The sequence below is a fragment of the Rhizobium sp. 3T7 genome (genome assembly GCF_020166565.1).
Classification (GTDB): Bacteria; Pseudomonadota; Alphaproteobacteria; order Rhizobiales; family Rhizobiaceae; genus Rhizobium.
In genome coordinates this window covers 1-14,218 of record NZ_JAIQXS010000026.1, presented here as the reverse complement: position 1 = coordinate 14,218, position 14,218 = coordinate 1, and the positions used below count along the sequence as shown (strand labels likewise).

The 14,218-nt window shown below is 59.3% G+C and carries 15 protein-coding genes and 2 pseudogenes; 11 read left to right on the top strand and 6 right to left on the bottom strand.

The window, feature by feature from the left end; genetic code table 11:
- Nucleotides 1–71: 71 nt before the first annotated feature.
- Together K9B32_RS25450 and K9B32_RS25445 are read left to right on the top strand one after the other, a co-directional pair.
- Nucleotides 72–584 (top strand): single-stranded DNA-binding protein, encoded by a 513-nt coding sequence (locus K9B32_RS25450; protein WP_224567432.1) that lies wholly within the window; start codon nucleotides 72–74, stop codon nucleotides 582–584.
- A gap of 424 nt (nucleotides 585–1,008) precedes the next feature.
- A complete protein-coding gene (locus K9B32_RS25445) occupies nucleotides 1,009–1,380 on the top strand; it encodes a hypothetical protein (RefSeq protein WP_224567430.1) in 372 nt (123 codons plus the stop codon).
- A gap of 58 nt (nucleotides 1,381–1,438) precedes the next feature.
- Here the strand turns inward: K9B32_RS25445 and K9B32_RS25440 are convergent, their stop codons facing one another.
- Nucleotides 1,439–2,080 (bottom strand): MarC family protein, encoded by a 642-nt coding sequence (locus tag K9B32_RS25440; protein ID WP_224567412.1) that lies wholly within the window; start codon nucleotides 2,078–2,080, stop codon nucleotides 1,439–1,441.
- A gap of 225 nt (nucleotides 2,081–2,305) precedes the next feature.
- Here K9B32_RS25440 and gyrA point away from each other — a divergent pair, with 225 nt between their 5' ends.
- Together gyrA and K9B32_RS25430 are read left to right on the top strand one after the other, a co-directional pair.
- Nucleotides 2,306–5,089: a DNA gyrase subunit A gene (gene gyrA / locus K9B32_RS25435; RefSeq protein ID WP_224567409.1), complete on the top strand. Its 2,784-nt coding sequence runs from the start codon at nucleotides 2,306–2,308 to the stop codon at nucleotides 5,087–5,089.
- A gap of 111 nt (nucleotides 5,090–5,200) precedes the next feature.
- A pseudogene (locus tag K9B32_RS25430) lies at nucleotides 5,201–5,697 on the top strand (N-acetyltransferase family protein).
- 543 nt (nucleotides 5,698–6,240) lie between these two features.
- On the opposite strand, the gene K9B32_RS25425 reads toward K9B32_RS25430, so the two are convergent.
- Nucleotides 6,241–6,459: a hypothetical protein gene (locus K9B32_RS25425; protein WP_224567406.1), complete on the bottom strand. Its 219-nt coding sequence runs from the start codon at nucleotides 6,457–6,459 to the stop codon at nucleotides 6,241–6,243.
- Between the two features lie 175 nt (nucleotides 6,460–6,634).
- On the opposite strand from K9B32_RS25425, the gene coaD reads away from it, so the two are divergent.
- The 5 genes from coaD (at nucleotide 6,635) to tgt (ending at nucleotide 10,550) form a co-directional block, all read left to right on the top strand.
- The gene (gene coaD / locus K9B32_RS25420) at nucleotides 6,635–7,129 is read left to right on the top strand and encodes a pantetheine-phosphate adenylyltransferase (RefSeq protein ID WP_224567404.1); all 495 of its coding nucleotides are present in this window, start codon (nucleotides 6,635–6,637) and stop codon (nucleotides 7,127–7,129) included.
- A 29-nt stretch (nucleotides 7,130–7,158) separates the two neighbouring features.
- A complete protein-coding gene (locus K9B32_RS25415) occupies nucleotides 7,159–7,728 on the top strand; it encodes a peptidylprolyl isomerase (protein WP_224567401.1) in 570 nt (189 codons plus the stop codon).
- Nucleotides 7,729–7,754: 26 nt separating this feature from the next.
- On the top strand, nucleotides 7,755–8,264 hold the full coding sequence (locus K9B32_RS25410) for a peptidylprolyl isomerase (RefSeq protein ID WP_224567398.1): 510 nt from the start codon (nucleotides 7,755–7,757) through the stop codon (nucleotides 8,262–8,264).
- A gap of 72 nt (nucleotides 8,265–8,336) precedes the next feature.
- Entirely contained in the window at nucleotides 8,337–9,419 is a 1,083-nt protein-coding gene (gene queA, locus K9B32_RS25405) for a tRNA preQ1(34) S-adenosylmethionine ribosyltransferase-isomerase QueA (protein WP_224567395.1), read from the top strand.
- Entirely contained in the window at nucleotides 9,420–10,550 is a 1,131-nt protein-coding gene (gene tgt / locus K9B32_RS25400) for a tRNA guanosine(34) transglycosylase Tgt (protein WP_224567392.1), read from the top strand. It abuts the gene before it with no gap.
- 6 nt (nucleotides 10,551–10,556) lie between these two features.
- Here tgt and K9B32_RS25395 read toward each other — a convergent pair whose 3' ends face one another.
- Complete coding sequence (locus K9B32_RS25395) at nucleotides 10,557–10,901, bottom strand: carboxymuconolactone decarboxylase family protein (RefSeq protein WP_224567389.1); 345 nt, start codon at nucleotides 10,899–10,901, stop codon at nucleotides 10,557–10,559.
- Between the two features lie 78 nt (nucleotides 10,902–10,979).
- Between K9B32_RS25395 and K9B32_RS25390 the strand changes: the two genes are divergently transcribed.
- Both K9B32_RS25390 and K9B32_RS25385 read left to right on the top strand, forming a co-directional pair.
- On the top strand, nucleotides 10,980–11,285 hold the full coding sequence (locus K9B32_RS25390; protein WP_224567387.1) for an ArsR/SmtB family transcription factor: 306 nt from the start codon (nucleotides 10,980–10,982) through the stop codon (nucleotides 11,283–11,285).
- A gap of 3 nt (nucleotides 11,286–11,288) precedes the next feature.
- On the top strand, nucleotides 11,289–11,831 hold the full coding sequence (locus K9B32_RS25385) for a rhodanese-like domain-containing protein (RefSeq protein WP_224567384.1): 543 nt from the start codon (nucleotides 11,289–11,291) through the stop codon (nucleotides 11,829–11,831).
- A 57-nt stretch (nucleotides 11,832–11,888) separates the two neighbouring features.
- On the opposite strand, the gene K9B32_RS25380 is transcribed toward K9B32_RS25385, so the two are convergent.
- The 3 genes and pseudogenes from K9B32_RS25380 to K9B32_RS25370 form a co-directional block, all read right to left on the bottom strand.
- A complete protein-coding gene (locus tag K9B32_RS25380; RefSeq protein WP_224567381.1) occupies nucleotides 11,889–12,317 on the bottom strand; it encodes a DUF4864 domain-containing protein in 429 nt (142 codons plus the stop codon).
- Nucleotides 12,318–12,511: 194 nt separating this feature from the next.
- Nucleotides 12,512–12,955 (bottom strand): IS30 family transposase, encoded by a 444-nt coding sequence (locus K9B32_RS25375; RefSeq protein ID WP_318013367.1) that lies wholly within the window; start codon nucleotides 12,953–12,955, stop codon nucleotides 12,512–12,514.
- Nucleotides 12,956–13,220: 265 nt separating this feature from the next.
- Nucleotides 13,221–14,138, bottom strand: a pseudogene (locus K9B32_RS25370) (ISNCY family transposase); the annotation flags it as partial.
- Nucleotides 14,139–14,218: the final 80 nt, after the last annotated feature.

Below are 14,218 nucleotides of genomic sequence, written 5' to 3'. Positions count from 1 at the left end.
GGTGCTCTATGGTTTAAGGTGCACCGATTGTTTCAAGCGCCGCCGGGCAGGGCGGCAGGTAAGGTGAAAGTATGGCTGGCAGCGTAAACAAGGTAATTCTGATCGGAAACGTGGGCGCCGACCCCGAAATCCGGCGGACCCAGGATGGCCGGCCGATCGCCAACCTTCGCATCGCAACGTCCGAGACCTGGCGTGACCGCAACTCCGGCGAACGCCGCGAGAAGACGGAATGGCATACGGTCGTGGTCTTCAATGAGGGCCTCTGCAAGGTCGTCGAGCAGTATGTGAAGAAGGGTGCCAAACTCTACATCGAAGGCGCGCTGCAGACCCGCAAGTGGCAGGACCAGAACGGCCAGGACCGCTATTCGACGGAAGTCGTTCTGCAGGGCTTTAACTCGACGCTGACGATGCTCGACGGTCGCGGCGAGGGCGGGGGCGCAAGCTCCGGCTTTGGCGGTGGTCGTGGCAGCAATGCCGGCGGTGACTTCGGCGGCGGCGATGATTACGGCGCGCCCTCGCAATCGTCTGGCCGCGGCAGCGGTGGAAACTTCTCGCGCGATCTCGATGACGATATCCCGTTCTGATCGCAGCGCAACGTTGGTGACATCAGCTCGACGGCGCGCTGCAAAGTGCGCCGTCTTTTTTGATCTCAGAGCCGGGGGGCGCACAGGTCGTCCCGCCGCGTCAGCTTTGAGAGGTCCAGATGCACCTCCGCTCGCAGAAATTGTCATTGCTACCTGACGGTGGAATAGGCGGGCACAAACGCAATGTCCGCGCTGCAAGGTGGCGTCTCGCTGCTGCAACAAAGTGATCCATTTTCTGCGCCTTAGCCGAATTGGCTAACAAACCGTAGGCATTGTAAGAGATTCTAATCTAAGTAGCAGTGTCTCCCTCTCCAAAAGGATAGGTGCGGCAGGGTTTCCAAATTGAGGGGCTAGCACGATATTTCGTGTCATGAGAGAAATAGGTTCCCAATTTGGATTGCTCACGACCAGCGCAGCACGGCGAATGGTCAGCGAGGATTTATTGGAACTCGGTTTGGATCTCGACCGCCTAAGTGAAGATCATTTGCGGAGGCTCTGGGCCGAATTCAAATCGATCCGGGCGCAAGAGACGCATGTGAGGTCGATCGCGATCCGGATCTTCGTCTGGTATATCGTTGAAAGCAAGTTGTTCAACTCGTCCGCGATGCGCAGATCCGGTGCTGTCGGCAGATCAATTGCAACCATGCGGGCATGGACAGCCAGCGATCCGGCTCTAGAGCCAGTTGTCGTCCGTGAAGCCGAGGCAATAAAGCTCTTTCTTTACCAGATATTTGAGAACGCCGCGGCCCCCCGAGGAACGATCGTGGAAGCGCAAACGCGGTTGCTGCAGGCATAGAACGCAAGTGCGAGGGTCGCTGCACTCGCGGTTGCCGCAAGAGAAACCCTGGCTCAATCTAGCCAGCCGGCATCGTCCCCAGCGTGGACTTCAAGCCATCGACCACGAACTGCGTGGCAAGCGCAGCCAGGATGACGCCGAGAAGTCGGGTCAGAATTGCGCGCCCCGTAACGCCGAGGAAGCGATCGAGCCGGTCGGCAATCAGCAGCGCCAGAAACAGCAGCAGCAAGCTTGATGCAATGACGATGATCAATTGCGCACGCTCGAGTGAACCCTGCATCGACCCAGCAATCAGGATCGTTGCCGAAATGGCGCCAGGACCGGCGATAAGGGGAATCGCCAAGGGAAAGACCGAAATATTGTGGATGTGATCGACGGTGATCGCCGCCGTGCTGGTCTTCTCCTTACGGTCCTGCCGCTTCTCGAACACCATTTCAAAAGCGATCCAGAACAAGAGGAGACCACCGGCGATACGGAAGGCTCCAATCGAGATGCCGAGCACGCCCAGCACACTGGCCCCGAACAGGGCGAAGACGGCAAGAATGACAAAGGCGATGATCGTGCCGCGCATCGCCACCTGCTTTCGCTGACTGCGGCTCATGCCAGTCGTGAGCCCGAGAAAGATCGGCGCAAGGCCGGGCGGATCGATCGTGACAAGCAGCGTCGTGAAAGCGTTGATCAGTTGGTCGGCGCTTGCCATTGTCTCTCCATGAGCCCATATAAACGCTTGCTTTTGGGCGATTGTGATGCGGAGAAATCAATTTGGCAAATGGCGCTCTCTGGATGGCGTAAATAGTTGCCGTTGAGGCCAAAATTGCCCTCATAAGACCGCAAAAGACTGTTCAAAACCCTTGCCAAAATTGGCGCAGGAACAGCATTTCCGCTATAAATCTTCAAGTGATTCTAGAAGAGATCGTGATCCGTTTTGACTGAGCAAACACCCCCCGGCGGCGGGAAGCTCCCGCCAGGCATCGAGCCCATCTCCATCATGGAGGAAATGCAGCGGTCGTACCTCGACTACGCGATGAGCGTTATCGTGAGCCGCGCCCTGCCTGATGTGCGCGACGGCCTGAAGCCCGTGCACCGGCGCATCCTCTACGGCATGTCCGAACTCGGCATCGATTGGAACAAGAAGTACGTAAAATGCGCCCGTGTTACCGGGGATGTGATGGGTAAATACCATCCGCACGGCAACGCGGCGATCTACGACGCGCTGGCGCGTATGGCGCAGGACTGGTCGCTTCGACTGCCGCTAATCGACGGCCAGGGCAACTTCGGCTCTGTCGACGGCGATCCGCCGGCGGCCGAACGCTACACCGAGTGTCGCCTGCAGAAGGCCGCGCATTCCTTGCTCGACGATCTCGATAAGGAAACGGTCGACTTCCGTGACAACTATGACGGCACGCTCTCCGAGCCTGTCGTCGTTCCCGCCAAGTTCCCAAACCTGTTGGTCAACGGGGCAGGCGGCATTGCCGTCGGCATGGCGACCAACATCCCGCCGCACAATCTTTCCGAAGTCATCGACGGCTGCATCGCGTTGATCGACAATCCGGCGATCGAACTGCCCGAGATCATGCAGATCATTCCGGGTCCTGACTTCCCGACCGGCGCCAAGATCCTCGGTCGTGCCGGCATTCGCTCGGCCTACGAGACAGGCCGCGGTTCGGTGATCATGCGCGGTGTCGCCGCCATCGAGCCGATGCGCGGTGATCGCGAACAGATCATCATCACCGAGATCCCGTATCAGGTGAACAAATCGACGATGATCGAGAAGATGGCCGAACTGGTGCGCGACAAGCGTATCGAAGGCATCTCCGACCTGCGCGATGAATCGGACCGCCAGGGCTATCGCGTCGTCGTCGAACTGAAGCGTGATGCCAATGCGGACGTCATCCTGAACCAGCTCTACCGCTATACACCGCTACAGACCTCCTTCGGCTGCAACATTGTGGCGCTGAACGGCGGCAAGCCGGAACAACTGACGCTGCTTGACATGCTGCGTGCCTTCGTCTCGTTCCGTGAGGAAGTTGTTAGCCGGAGAACGAAATTTCTGCTGCGCAAGGCTCGCGAACGAGCCCACGTCTTGGTGGGTCTGGCGATTGCCGTTGCCAACATCGACGAGGTCATCCGCGTGATCCGGCAGGCGCCGGATCCGCAGTCTGCCCGCGAAGAGCTGATGACGCGCCGCTGGCCGGCATCCGATGTCGAAAGCCTGATCCGCCTGATCGATGACCCGCGGCACCGCATCAACGAGGACCTGACGTATAACCTCTCGGAAGAGCAGGCGCGCGCCATCCTCGAGCTGCGTCTGGCCCGTCTGACGGCTCTCGGCCGCGACGAAATCGGCGATGAACTCAACAAGATCGGCGAAGAAATCAAGGATTACCTGGAAATTCTGTCCTCAAGGATCCGCATCCAGACGATCGTCAAGGACGAGCTCGCAGCCGTTCGCGACGAATTCGGCACGCCGCGCCGTACCGAGATCATGGACGGCGGCCTCGAGATGGACGATGAAGATCTCATCGCCCGCGAAGACATGGTCGTGACCGTCTCGCATCTTGGCTACATCAAGCGCGTACCGCTGACGACCTACCGCGCCCAGCGCCGCGGTGGCAAGGGCCGCTCGGGCATGACGACGCGCGACGAAGATTTCGTTAGCCAGCTATTTGTTCTGAACACCCATACGCCGGTTCTGTTCTTCTCATCGCGCGGCATCGTCTACAAGGAGAAGGTCTATCGCCTGCCGATCGGCACGCCGACCGCACGTGGTAAGGCGCTCATCAACATGCTGCCGCTGGAGCCTGGCGAACGCATCACGACGATCCTGCCGTTGCCCGAGGACGAAGAGAGCTGGGACAAGCTCGACGTCATGTTCTCGACGACGCGTGGGACTGTTCGCCGCAATAAGCTTTCCGACTTCGTCCAGGTCAACCGCAATGGCAAGATCGCGATGAAGCTCGAGGAAGAGGGCGACGAAATCCTCTCCGTTGAGACCTGCACCGAGCATGACGATGTACTTCTGACGACCGCACTCGGCCAGTGTATCCGCTTCCCCGTTGATGATGTCCGCGTCTTCGCTGGCCGCAACTCGATCGGCGTTCGCGGCATCAACCTCGGCGATGGCGACCGCATCATCTCGATGACGATTGTCGGACACGTGGATGCCGAACCCTGGGAGCGCGCAGCTTATCTGAAGCGAGCCGCAAGCGAGCGGCGCCTGACGACGGGTGACGCTGAGGAAATCTCGCTGGTCGGCGAGGAGGTAACCGAGGAAGGTCAACTGAGCGACGAGCGCTACGAGGAACTGAAGGCACGCGAGCAATACGTGCTGACGGTTTCCGAAAAGGGCTTCGGCAAACGCTCCTCTTCCTACGACTTCCGGATTTCCGGCCGCGGCGGCAAGGGCATTCGCGCCACCGACACGTCGAAGACGGCCGAGATCGGCGAGCTTGTGGCTGCCTTCCCGGTCAACGACGGCGACCAGATCATGCTGGTATCGGACGGCGGCCAGCTGATCCGTGTTCCCGTGGGCGGCATCCGCGTCGCGAGCCGCGCAACGAAGGGCGTCACCATCTTCTCAACCGCCAGAGATGAGAAGGTCGTATCGGTGGAGCGCATCAGCGAGCCTGAGGAAGAGGCAGAAGACGTTGCCGAAAATGGTGACGACATTGCCCCGACCCCGGAAAGCGCACCTGACACGGAAGCTTGATGTGTTGCCCTTCTGAGCTTGAAAACCGGGCAGTTCCGCTGCCCGGTTTTCTTTTTGTCGGAAACCAAGGCGCGCTGCCTCAACCATCTCGAATAGTAGCGCGGGAGTCGAATGGAGAGCAGATTGATCCGAATCCTCGGTATTGATGACGTTGCCATTTTCCAGCGTATTCGCCTGGAAGCGCTGCGGCTCAAGCCCGCTACCTGCCAGCAGCGCCGAAGACTGGGAGGCGCTCACAGATGAAGAATGGCGCAAATGGCTGATCGACGGGTCGGTATTCGTGGCCTTCAGGCATGATGATCCTGTTGGCATTATGGGTCTAAGCCGACAACGTGCCAGTAAAATGGCGCACCGCGCAACGCTGATAATGGTCTATGTGCGTCGTAAAGGGGTGGCCGCTGCGCCAAGTCACTGCTGGATGCGACGGTGGGCTATGCGCGAGGGAACGGTATCCGACAGCTGGAGCTCGCGGTCAGCGCTGAGAATATGGCTGCCACACGGTTTTATGAGCGCGAAGGCTTCCATGAGGCCGGGCGTATTCCCGGCGGTTTTATGCATGACACAGAGAGATCGATGACGTCATCATGGTGCGGCGCATCGAAGATTAGAAAATCTCGCGTGAACATCGTGGAACAGGGATCACTGGCACCATCCTTGGGCAGGAAAAGGCCGGAGGAACTCAGTTCATCCGGCCTTCAGTGGCTGAAATTTTCAATCCCAGAATGGCGACAGCGGTTAGAACCAGCTGTGCTTTCCATCAACCTTCTTTACCTCTTCGCTTTCATGGCGAAGGGCAGAAATGGTGGAAGCCACGGACACGACAAACATGATGCTGATGAGAGCGGTAAGCACAGTCAATATCGTGAACATGAGCAATCCTCCGGGGTTTTGCGTTCACGTTCCTTAGTACTGGCTCGTTATCGCCGCGCGTGCCGACGCATAGGGACCATATACCTTGGACGCATCCACTTTTTGATCGTAGAGCGCGACAGTCGCTGCAAGCATACCGGTCATCATTACCATCCAGACGGCATTAATCATGGTAATCTTGTTGGGCATATTTTCTTCCTTGTGCGGCGTATCGCGTTACGCTTCGGTTGAGTGAACGCATGCGTGCAAAAATGGTTCCGGGGGTATTGACCGGTCGTTTATCAAGGCCGATCTGAAGCGACTTTGAATGCCTCGTTCATCTGACGTTCAGAATCCTTAATCGGTTTAAACGCCACGTTTCCAGTCGCACGCACGATTGTGTAGTGTTCCCGCACGCTTGGCCGAACCCAACCTGCATCCTGAAGATCTTGCACGTAGCCGTAGAAAAATTCGGCAAGCAGCGAGACGATGACAGCGAAAACAACGAGGATGATCAGCATGAGCGTTTCCGGGGAGGACCGATGCCGGAATGACATCGGGGTTGACGCTCTTCGTTATAGTGAGCTCACCTGAAGCCGCCTTGAATGCCGCGTTCATCAGCTGTTCAGTGATCGGCAATGACTTGCGGGCAGCCTTCATCCATGACAAAAGGCGTCGAAACAAACGGCTAGGCCAATGACGACAGCTTTTTATCCGGGGTCTTTCGATCCGATCACCAACGGACATCTGGATGTGCTTATCCAGGCGCTGAGCGTTGCATCCAAGGTTATCGTTGCGATCGGCATACATCCGGGCAAGACGCCGCTCTTTTCCTTTGACGAGAAGGCAGAACTGATCCGCCGGTCGCTTGCGGAAGCGCTGCCTGAAAAAGTGGGCAATATCTCCGTCGTTGCCTTCGACAATCTCGTCGTCGACGCGGCGCGGTTTCACGGAGCGACACTGCTCATCCGCGGCCTGCGGGACGGCACAGATCTCGACTATGAAATGCAGATGGCCGGCATGAACCGGCAGATGGCGCCTGATATCCAGACCATCTTCTTGCCGGCTGGAACGGCCTCCCGGCCCATAACTGCCACATTGGTCCGGCAAATCGCGGCCATGGGAGGCGATGTCAGCGCCTTTGTGCCGGCTGCCGTCTTGAAAGCACTTCAATCCAAGCGCAAATCCTAGGCGACATTTTTCGCCGCAACGGAGCTAACATGAAACTCTTCTATCTCGCATTTGCAGGCGTGCTTTATCTTGCCTCGTTCGCCGGCGACGCATTCGCGCAGTCCGGCGATACGCTGACGATCCAGCTGAAGGACGGCCCTGTCGTGATCCAGCTTATGCCCGACGCGGCGCCGAAGCATGTTGCCCAGATCGAGGCGCTTGCGAAGAAGGGCGCGTATGACAATGTTGCCTTCCATCGCGTCATCGAAGGCTTCATGGCTCAGACCGGCGACGTGAAGTTTGGCAACATGGAAAAGGGCTTCGACGCAAGGCTCGCCGGCACCGGCGGGTCCGATATGCCTGACCTGCCGGCCGAATTCTCGAAGACGCCTTTCGTGCGCGGTACGGTCGGCATGGCCCGTTCGCAGGATCCGAACTCGGCAAACTCGCAGTTCTTCATCATGTTTGCTGACGGTTCTTTCCTCAACGGCCAATACACGGTCGTCGGAAAGGTCGTCTCCGGCATGGAGAATGTCGACAAGATCAAGCGCGGCGAAGGCCAGAACGGCGAAGTCAGCAACCCCGACCGGATGATCAAGGTCACCGTCGGCAAGAAGTAAGTTTCAAGACAAGTAGGAGAAGAAGAATGGCCGAGATCAAGGATCCCGAAAACACCATCATCCTGGAAACCACCAAGGGCAACGTTGTCATCCAGCTACTGCCGGAAGTGGCGCCCGAACACGTCGCCCGCATCAAGGAGCTCGCTCGCGAGAAGGCCTATGACGGCGTTGTCTTCCATCGCGTCATCAATGACTTCATGGCGCAGACCGGCGACGTGAAGTTCGGCAAGAAGGGCGGCGAAAGCTTCAACCCCAGCCGCGCCGGCATGGGCGGTTCGGAGAAGCCCGACCTCAAGGCGGAATTCTCGGCTGTCAGCCATGTTCGCGGAACGTGCTCGATGGCCCGTTCGCAGAACCCGAACTCCGCAAACTCGCAGTTCTTCATCTGCTTCACGGACGCTCCGTGGCTGAACAAGCAGTACTCCGTCTGGGGCCAGGTCATCGAAGGCATGGACAACGTCGACAAGATCAAGAAGGGCGAGCCTGTTGTCGATCCGGACTCGATCATCTCGATGCGGGTTGCTGCCGACGTCTGATTGTGATTTCTGCTGAAACCCGCCCTTGCGCGAAAGCGCAAGGGCGGGTTTCGCTTTGCCCGGACTTGAGTGATGCGCGTAGACCTCTTTGATTTCGACCTGCCGGATGAACGGATTGCCCTGCGGCCTGCCGAGCCGCGCGACAGCGCGCGCCTGCTTGTCGTCGATCCGGCCGGCGAGGTGCAGCTATTTGATCATCGGGTCAGCGATCTGCCAGATTTCCTAAGGGCAGGGGATGCGCTCGTCTTCAACGACACCAAGGTGATCCCAGCGCAGCTCGAGGGCATCCGTCACCGCGAAGGCGCCGGCGGTCAGCAGGTTTCGGCGACGCTGCATATGCGCATCGGCGCCAGCCGTTGGAAAGCCTTCGCCAAGCCCGGCAAGCGCATCAAGATCGGCGATCGCATTTCCTTCGGCCATGACGCAAACAGCTGCCTGCTCGGCAAGCTTGAATGCACTGTCGAGGAAAAGGGCGAGGGGGGCGAAGTCACGCTTACCTTCGATCTTTCCGGACCGATGCTCGACGAGGCCATCCATTCAGTCGGGCATATTCCGCTGCCACCCTACATCGCCGCCAAACGCGCCGAGGATGAGCGCGACCGCGCCGACTATCAGACGATCTATGCCCGCGAGGAGGGCGCCGTCGCCGCTCCGACTGCCGGGCTTCACTTCACGCCTACGCTTTTCGAAGCCATCGACAAGGCGGGTGTTGAGCGGCATTTCGTGACGCTGCATGTCGGCGCCGGTACCTTCCTGCCCGTGAAGGCGGATGATACCGCCGATCACAAGATGCACCTCGAAAGAGGCTATGTCAGCGCCAAGACGGCGGCGAGCCTCAACGCCGTCAAGGCGAGGGGCGGGCGCATCGTCTGCGTCGGCACAACATCGCTGCGGCTGATCGAAAGTGCTGCGCAGGAGAACGGCGAGATCCGTGCCTGGGCGGGCGCCACGGGGATCTTCATCACGCCAGGCTACCGCTTCAAGGCGGTTGACATGCTGATGACGAACTTCCACTTGCCTCGCTCGACGCTATTCATGCTCGTTTCGGCCTTTGCGGGCTTCGAGACGATGCAAGCAGCCTACCAGCACGCGATTTCGACGGGCTACCGCTTCTATTCATATGGCGATTCCAGCCTTCTTTTCCGGAAAGACTAAATGACCGAGAACTTTCAGTTCACCCTCAAGAAGACAGACGCCGGTGCTCGCTTGGGCGAAGTCTCGATGCCGCGCGGTACAATCCGCACGCCGGCCTTCATGCCCGTGGGGACCGTCGGCACCGTCAAGGCGATGTATCTCGATCAGGTTCGCGAAACGGGCGCCGACATCATCCTCGGTAACACCTATCATCTCATGCTGCGCCCGACGGCCGAACGCGTTGCCCGCCTCGGCGGCCTACACAAGCTGATCCGCTGGGAGCATCCGATCCTGACCGATTCCGGTGGGTTCCAGGTGATGTCCCTCTCGGGCCTGCGCAAGCTCGACGAGCAGGGAGTGACCTTCAAGTCGCACGTCGACGGCAGCCTGCATCACATGTCGCCGGAGCGCTCGATCGAGATCCAGGGACTGCTTGATTCAGACATTCAGATGCAGCTCGACGAATGCGTGGCGCTGCCGGCGGAACCGCGCGAAATCGAGCGTGCAATGGAGCTGTCGCTACGCTGGGCCGAACGATGCAAGGTCGCCTTCGGCAATCAGTCGGGCAAGGCAATGTTCGGCATCGTGCAGGGTGGGGATGTACCCTCGCTGCGTATCCGGTCGGCGGCAGCGCTGACCGATCTCGATCTCAAGGGCTATGCGGTCGGCGGTCTTGCTGTCGGCGAACCGCAGGACGTCATGCTGAAGATGCTCGAAGAAACGCTGCCGGTCCTCCCCACGGGGAAGCCGCGCTACCTCATGGGCGTCGGCACGCCTGACGATATCCTGAAGTCGGTCGCGCGCGGCATCGACATGTTCGACTGCGTGATGCCGACCCGCTCCGGCCGGCACGGGCTTGCCTTCACCCGCCGAGGCAAGGTCAATATCCGCAACGCCCGTCATGCCGAGGACATGCGCCCGCTCGACGAACAGTCGAACTGCCCGGCCTCGCGCGACTACTCGCGCGCCTATCTGCATCACCTCGTGCGCGCCAATGAGGCGCTCGGCGGCATGCTGCTCTCCTGGCATAATCTCGCCTATTATCAGGAACTGATGCAGGGCATCCGCAAGGCGATCGCCGAGGGACGCTTCGCCGATTTCATGGCCGAGACCATGGAGGAATGGGCGAGGGGCGATATCGATCCGGTCTGAGCAGCCTTACGCCGTGGCAAACTGGTCGTAGGCGCGCAGCGCGTCGGCGGCATACATCAGCGCCGGGCCACCGCCCATATAAGCGCTCATCGCCATGACCTCGGCGACCTCCTCACGAGTGGCGCCGAGCTCCTTCAGCGCCTTGGCGTGAAAGCCGATGCAGCCGTCGCAGCGCTGGGTGACGCCGATCGCCAGCGCGATCAGTTCCTTCGTCTTCTTGTCGAGGGCCCCGTCGGCGCTCGCTCCCTTGGCCAATGCGTAGAATCCCTGCATCGCCTCCGGCGCCAATTTTCTGAGTTCGCCGGTATAAGTGGAGATGTCGCGGGTGATCTGCTTGTAATCCTTGCTCATCGCTACGATCCATATTCTTGCGCTTTTCATTTCGTTAAAGTGTGATATCAATAAAACATGAAATGTAAAGAGGTGCCGATGACGGACTTCATGATGGAGATGAAAGGCAATGCCGAGGGGGCCGCGGAATTCCTGAGCGGGCTTGCGAGCCCACACAGGCTGCTGATCCTCTGCCTGCTCGCCGTCGGCGAAAAGAGCGTCGGCGCGCTGGTCGAGGAAACCGGCATCGGCCAAACCTCGATGTCCCAGCACCTCGCGAAACTGAAGAAGGAAGGTCTCGTCGATTTCCGGCGTGACCACCGCACGCTCTATTATTTTATCAGTGATCCAGCGGCGCTGGAGATCATGGAAGTTCTCTACAACCGCTTCTGCAGGAAGGATTAGATCATGAAGCAGGAAACGAAGACGGTGGCGCCTCGCAAGGCGAGGGAATGGATCGCCTCCGGCGAGGCGGTCCTAATCGACGTCCGCGAGCCCGAGGAGTTCCGCAGCGAGCATATCGCTTCGGCCCTTTCCCTGCCTCTGTCCGAAGTCGGACACCTGACCCGGGTCCTTTCCGTCCCGACCGGATGCAAGGTCGTATTCCAGTGCCTGAGGGGCGGCCGCGGTCAGCAGGCCTGCGAGCGATTGGCAGCCGAGGAGGGCAGCCGGTATCAGGTCTTTAATCTCGAGGGTGGCATCGCTGCCTGGAAGGCGGAAGGCCTACCGGTGGTTGGCACCACTGCCCCGCGCCTGACGATCTTCCGTCAAGTGCAGATCGCCGTCGGGTTCCTCGTGCTGCTGTCTGTCCTTGCCGGCTTTTTCCTCACCCCGGCCGGCTTCGTCGTCGCCGGATTGTTCGGCGCGGCGCTTGTCTTTGCCGGCATATCCGGCTGGTGCGGCATGGCGATCCTGCTCAACCGCATGCCATGGAACCGGTCGGCGGCCTGATCTCTTCCTTTACGCAATTCCAGACGGAAAATCGCGACGCGCTTTCCCGGCATTGTTCTAGATGCCTTTGCTTTCCGTATTTGGTACGATCTGCACGCCATTGATCTTGTAGCTTCCGTCAGGCTGACGCGCCACCTGATAGACGGCTGTCCAATCCTTGCCGTCACGGCCTGATATCAGCACTTCGTGATAGATCATGGCGCCATTATCGATCGAGCGGCTGCGCCCGAAGGCATAGTTTCCCGGGTGGTAGACTGGCTCGTAGCTTTTCTTGACCATGGCGAAGAAGACGTTCTTGTCAGGATATATAGCCTTGATCCCGGGCGCAGCAAAGGAATAGGCAGTATCAACATCCTCGTTCAGGAACGCTTTGATCTGCGCCTCGATCATCGTGCGCGTCGCGTCGATCGGATCTTCGGCACGAGTGGTCGCAAGCAAAACAAAGGACGCGGCACACAGAATGAAAACTGCGAGAAAGGCGCGCATGGCAACGGCTCCGGCTGTCCTAGGGAATTGTAGGGTAGTCTACGCACAAAGAAAGGGCACAGATCAGTGGGCGCGTACGCTGGGCAAGGCGATGTTACGACGACGCACCAAGCAAGCTGACAGCGTATGGCTTCCACCGGTTTTTTTTGGAGAAGCTAACCCAAGTGCATCACGCCAGTTTGTAGAGTAGGGGATCAACCGCCGTCCTGCAAATAGGCGGCGAAGACCTCAGCTGGAGTTCGATAGCCGAGACACTTGCGTGGCTGCGAGTTCAACTGATGGGCGAGGTGGACGAGCTGTTGCTGGGTGACGATTGACAGGTCCGTGTCCCCAGGCATGAAGCGTCGGATTCGCTTGTTGGTGTCCTCCACGGCTCCCTTTTGCCACGGCGAGTTTGGGTCGCAAAACCAACTTCTGGCACCGAGCCCGTCTTCCAAAGCCCGAAACCCGGCAAACTCGGTGCCACGGTCAAAGATAAAGCTTCGGCGTGCAAAGGACGGCAAGGGTGAGAAGGCGCTAATGATCTTGTCCATGATAGGACGAGTGTGCCGACTGCGGTTCTTGATCATTACGGTGTAGCGGCTCACGCGCTCAACGAGCGATGTCACATTGCAATGGCCGAGTTTGCGATCGAATATCAGCAGATCACCCTCCCAATGCCCGAACTGCGACCCGGCGTCGGCGTCGCCGTTCAGGCAGGTGTTCGTAGAGGCCTAGCGGATAGTCTTCCTTGCAATAGATGAAGCGATAGATCGTCTCGGGGCAAACGCGGATGACGCTGACACCGTCGGCAAATAAACGGCCGGCAATCTGTTTTCGAGACCAATGCGCCTTCAATCGCTCGATCACCAGCTCGCGCAACTCCGGATGGCGTGTGAGCTTGCGCAGCCGTCGCCGGCGTTTTATCGGCCGGTGCAGGTCATCGGATCGGGCAGGGACAATCGCAAACCGGGCATTGTAGTGCTCCATGAAGCCAGGCAAAAACGCGTTGCCCGTCTCCATGTCGCAGATATGAGCCAGCCGCAATTCCTTGACCAGCCGATCCTGCAGCGTCCGGTTCATCCGTTCCACACGACCTTTGGCCTGGCTGGAATTTGCGCAAAGAATCTCGATATTTAACTCGCACAGTGCACGCCCGAACTGGGTCATGCCCTGGCCACCCCTGGCGTCCTTCTTCGCCACCCGGAATACTGAATGCTTGTCGGAGTAGAAGGCCACAGGCGCGCCGTGATCGCGCAGGTAAAGCCCCAGCGCCTCGAAATAGCTGAAGGCGCTTTCCGAGCGCACGAACCGCAACTGCATCAACCTGCCGGTCGCATCGTCGACGAACACCAGCAGCGAGCATGGATCACCGCGATCCTCGAACCAGCGATGTTCCGATCCGTCGATCTGCACCAGTTCGCCATAGGCTTCACGCCGCAAGCGCGGCTGATGAAACGTCCGCCGCTGCTTGCGCGACAGCCAGAGCCCAGCCTCCGACATCCAACTGCGCAGCGTCTCGCGCGACACATGCAATCCATCGCGCTCGGCAAGCTTCTCGGCCGCCAATGTCGGCCCGAAGTCCGCATAGCGTTCGTGAACCAGCGTCACCGCATAATCCCGAACACCGTCGCTGATCCGGTTGTTCGACGGTCGGCCGATCGCCTTGTGCCGGATCGACGCCGCACCACCAGTGCGGATCCGCTCCAGCAGCCGACGCACTTGGCGCTCGCTCAGATCAAGCACATGCGCCGCCGACACCAACGTCATGCGGCCGGCGACGACTTTCGACAAAATCTCGATCCGCTGCAGATCGCGCTCGCTCATCGCTATCAATCCCATCCGCAATCTCCCAGACGTCGTTCAGACGCGGGGAGTGTCGCATCTCTAACTGGCCCAACTGTCGCATTACTAAATAGCCC

What these genes read in the sequence shown, in the direction of transcription:
- K9B32_RS25410 (WP_224567398.1), top strand. Translation starts at nt 7,755, where the DNA reads ATGGCCGAGATCAAGGATCCCGAAAACACCATCATCCTGGAAACCACC.
- coaD (WP_224567404.1), top strand. Translation starts at nt 6,635, where the DNA reads ATGACGACAGCTTTTTATCCGGGGTCTTTCGATCCGATCACCAACGGA.
- K9B32_RS25390 (WP_224567387.1), top strand. Translation starts at nt 10,980, where the DNA reads ATGACGGACTTCATGATGGAGATGAAAGGCAATGCCGAGGGGGCCGCG.
- K9B32_RS25395 (WP_224567389.1), bottom strand. Translation starts at nt 10,901, where the DNA reads ATGAGCAAGGATTACAAGCAGATCACCCGCGACATCTCCACTTATACC.
- queA (WP_224567395.1), top strand. Translation starts at nt 8,337, where the DNA reads ATGCGCGTAGACCTCTTTGATTTCGACCTGCCGGATGAACGGATTGCC.
- tgt (WP_224567392.1), top strand. Translation starts at nt 9,420, where the DNA reads ATGACCGAGAACTTTCAGTTCACCCTCAAGAAGACAGACGCCGGTGCT.
- K9B32_RS25415 (WP_224567401.1), top strand. Translation starts at nt 7,159, where the DNA reads ATGAAACTCTTCTATCTCGCATTTGCAGGCGTGCTTTATCTTGCCTCG.
- K9B32_RS25425 (WP_224567406.1), bottom strand. Translation starts at nt 6,459, where the DNA reads ATGCTGATCATCCTCGTTGTTTTCGCTGTCATCGTCTCGCTGCTTGCC.
- K9B32_RS25380 (WP_224567381.1), bottom strand. Translation starts at nt 12,317, where the DNA reads ATGCGCGCCTTTCTCGCAGTTTTCATTCTGTGTGCCGCGTCCTTTGTT.
- K9B32_RS25450 (WP_224567432.1), top strand. Translation starts at nt 72, where the DNA reads ATGGCTGGCAGCGTAAACAAGGTAATTCTGATCGGAAACGTGGGCGCC.
- K9B32_RS25440 (WP_224567412.1), bottom strand. Translation starts at nt 2,080, where the DNA reads ATGGCAAGCGCCGACCAACTGATCAACGCTTTCACGACGCTGCTTGTC.
- K9B32_RS25445 (WP_224567430.1), top strand. Translation starts at nt 1,009, where the DNA reads ATGGTCAGCGAGGATTTATTGGAACTCGGTTTGGATCTCGACCGCCTA.
- K9B32_RS25385 (WP_224567384.1), top strand. Translation starts at nt 11,289, where the DNA reads ATGAAGCAGGAAACGAAGACGGTGGCGCCTCGCAAGGCGAGGGAATGG.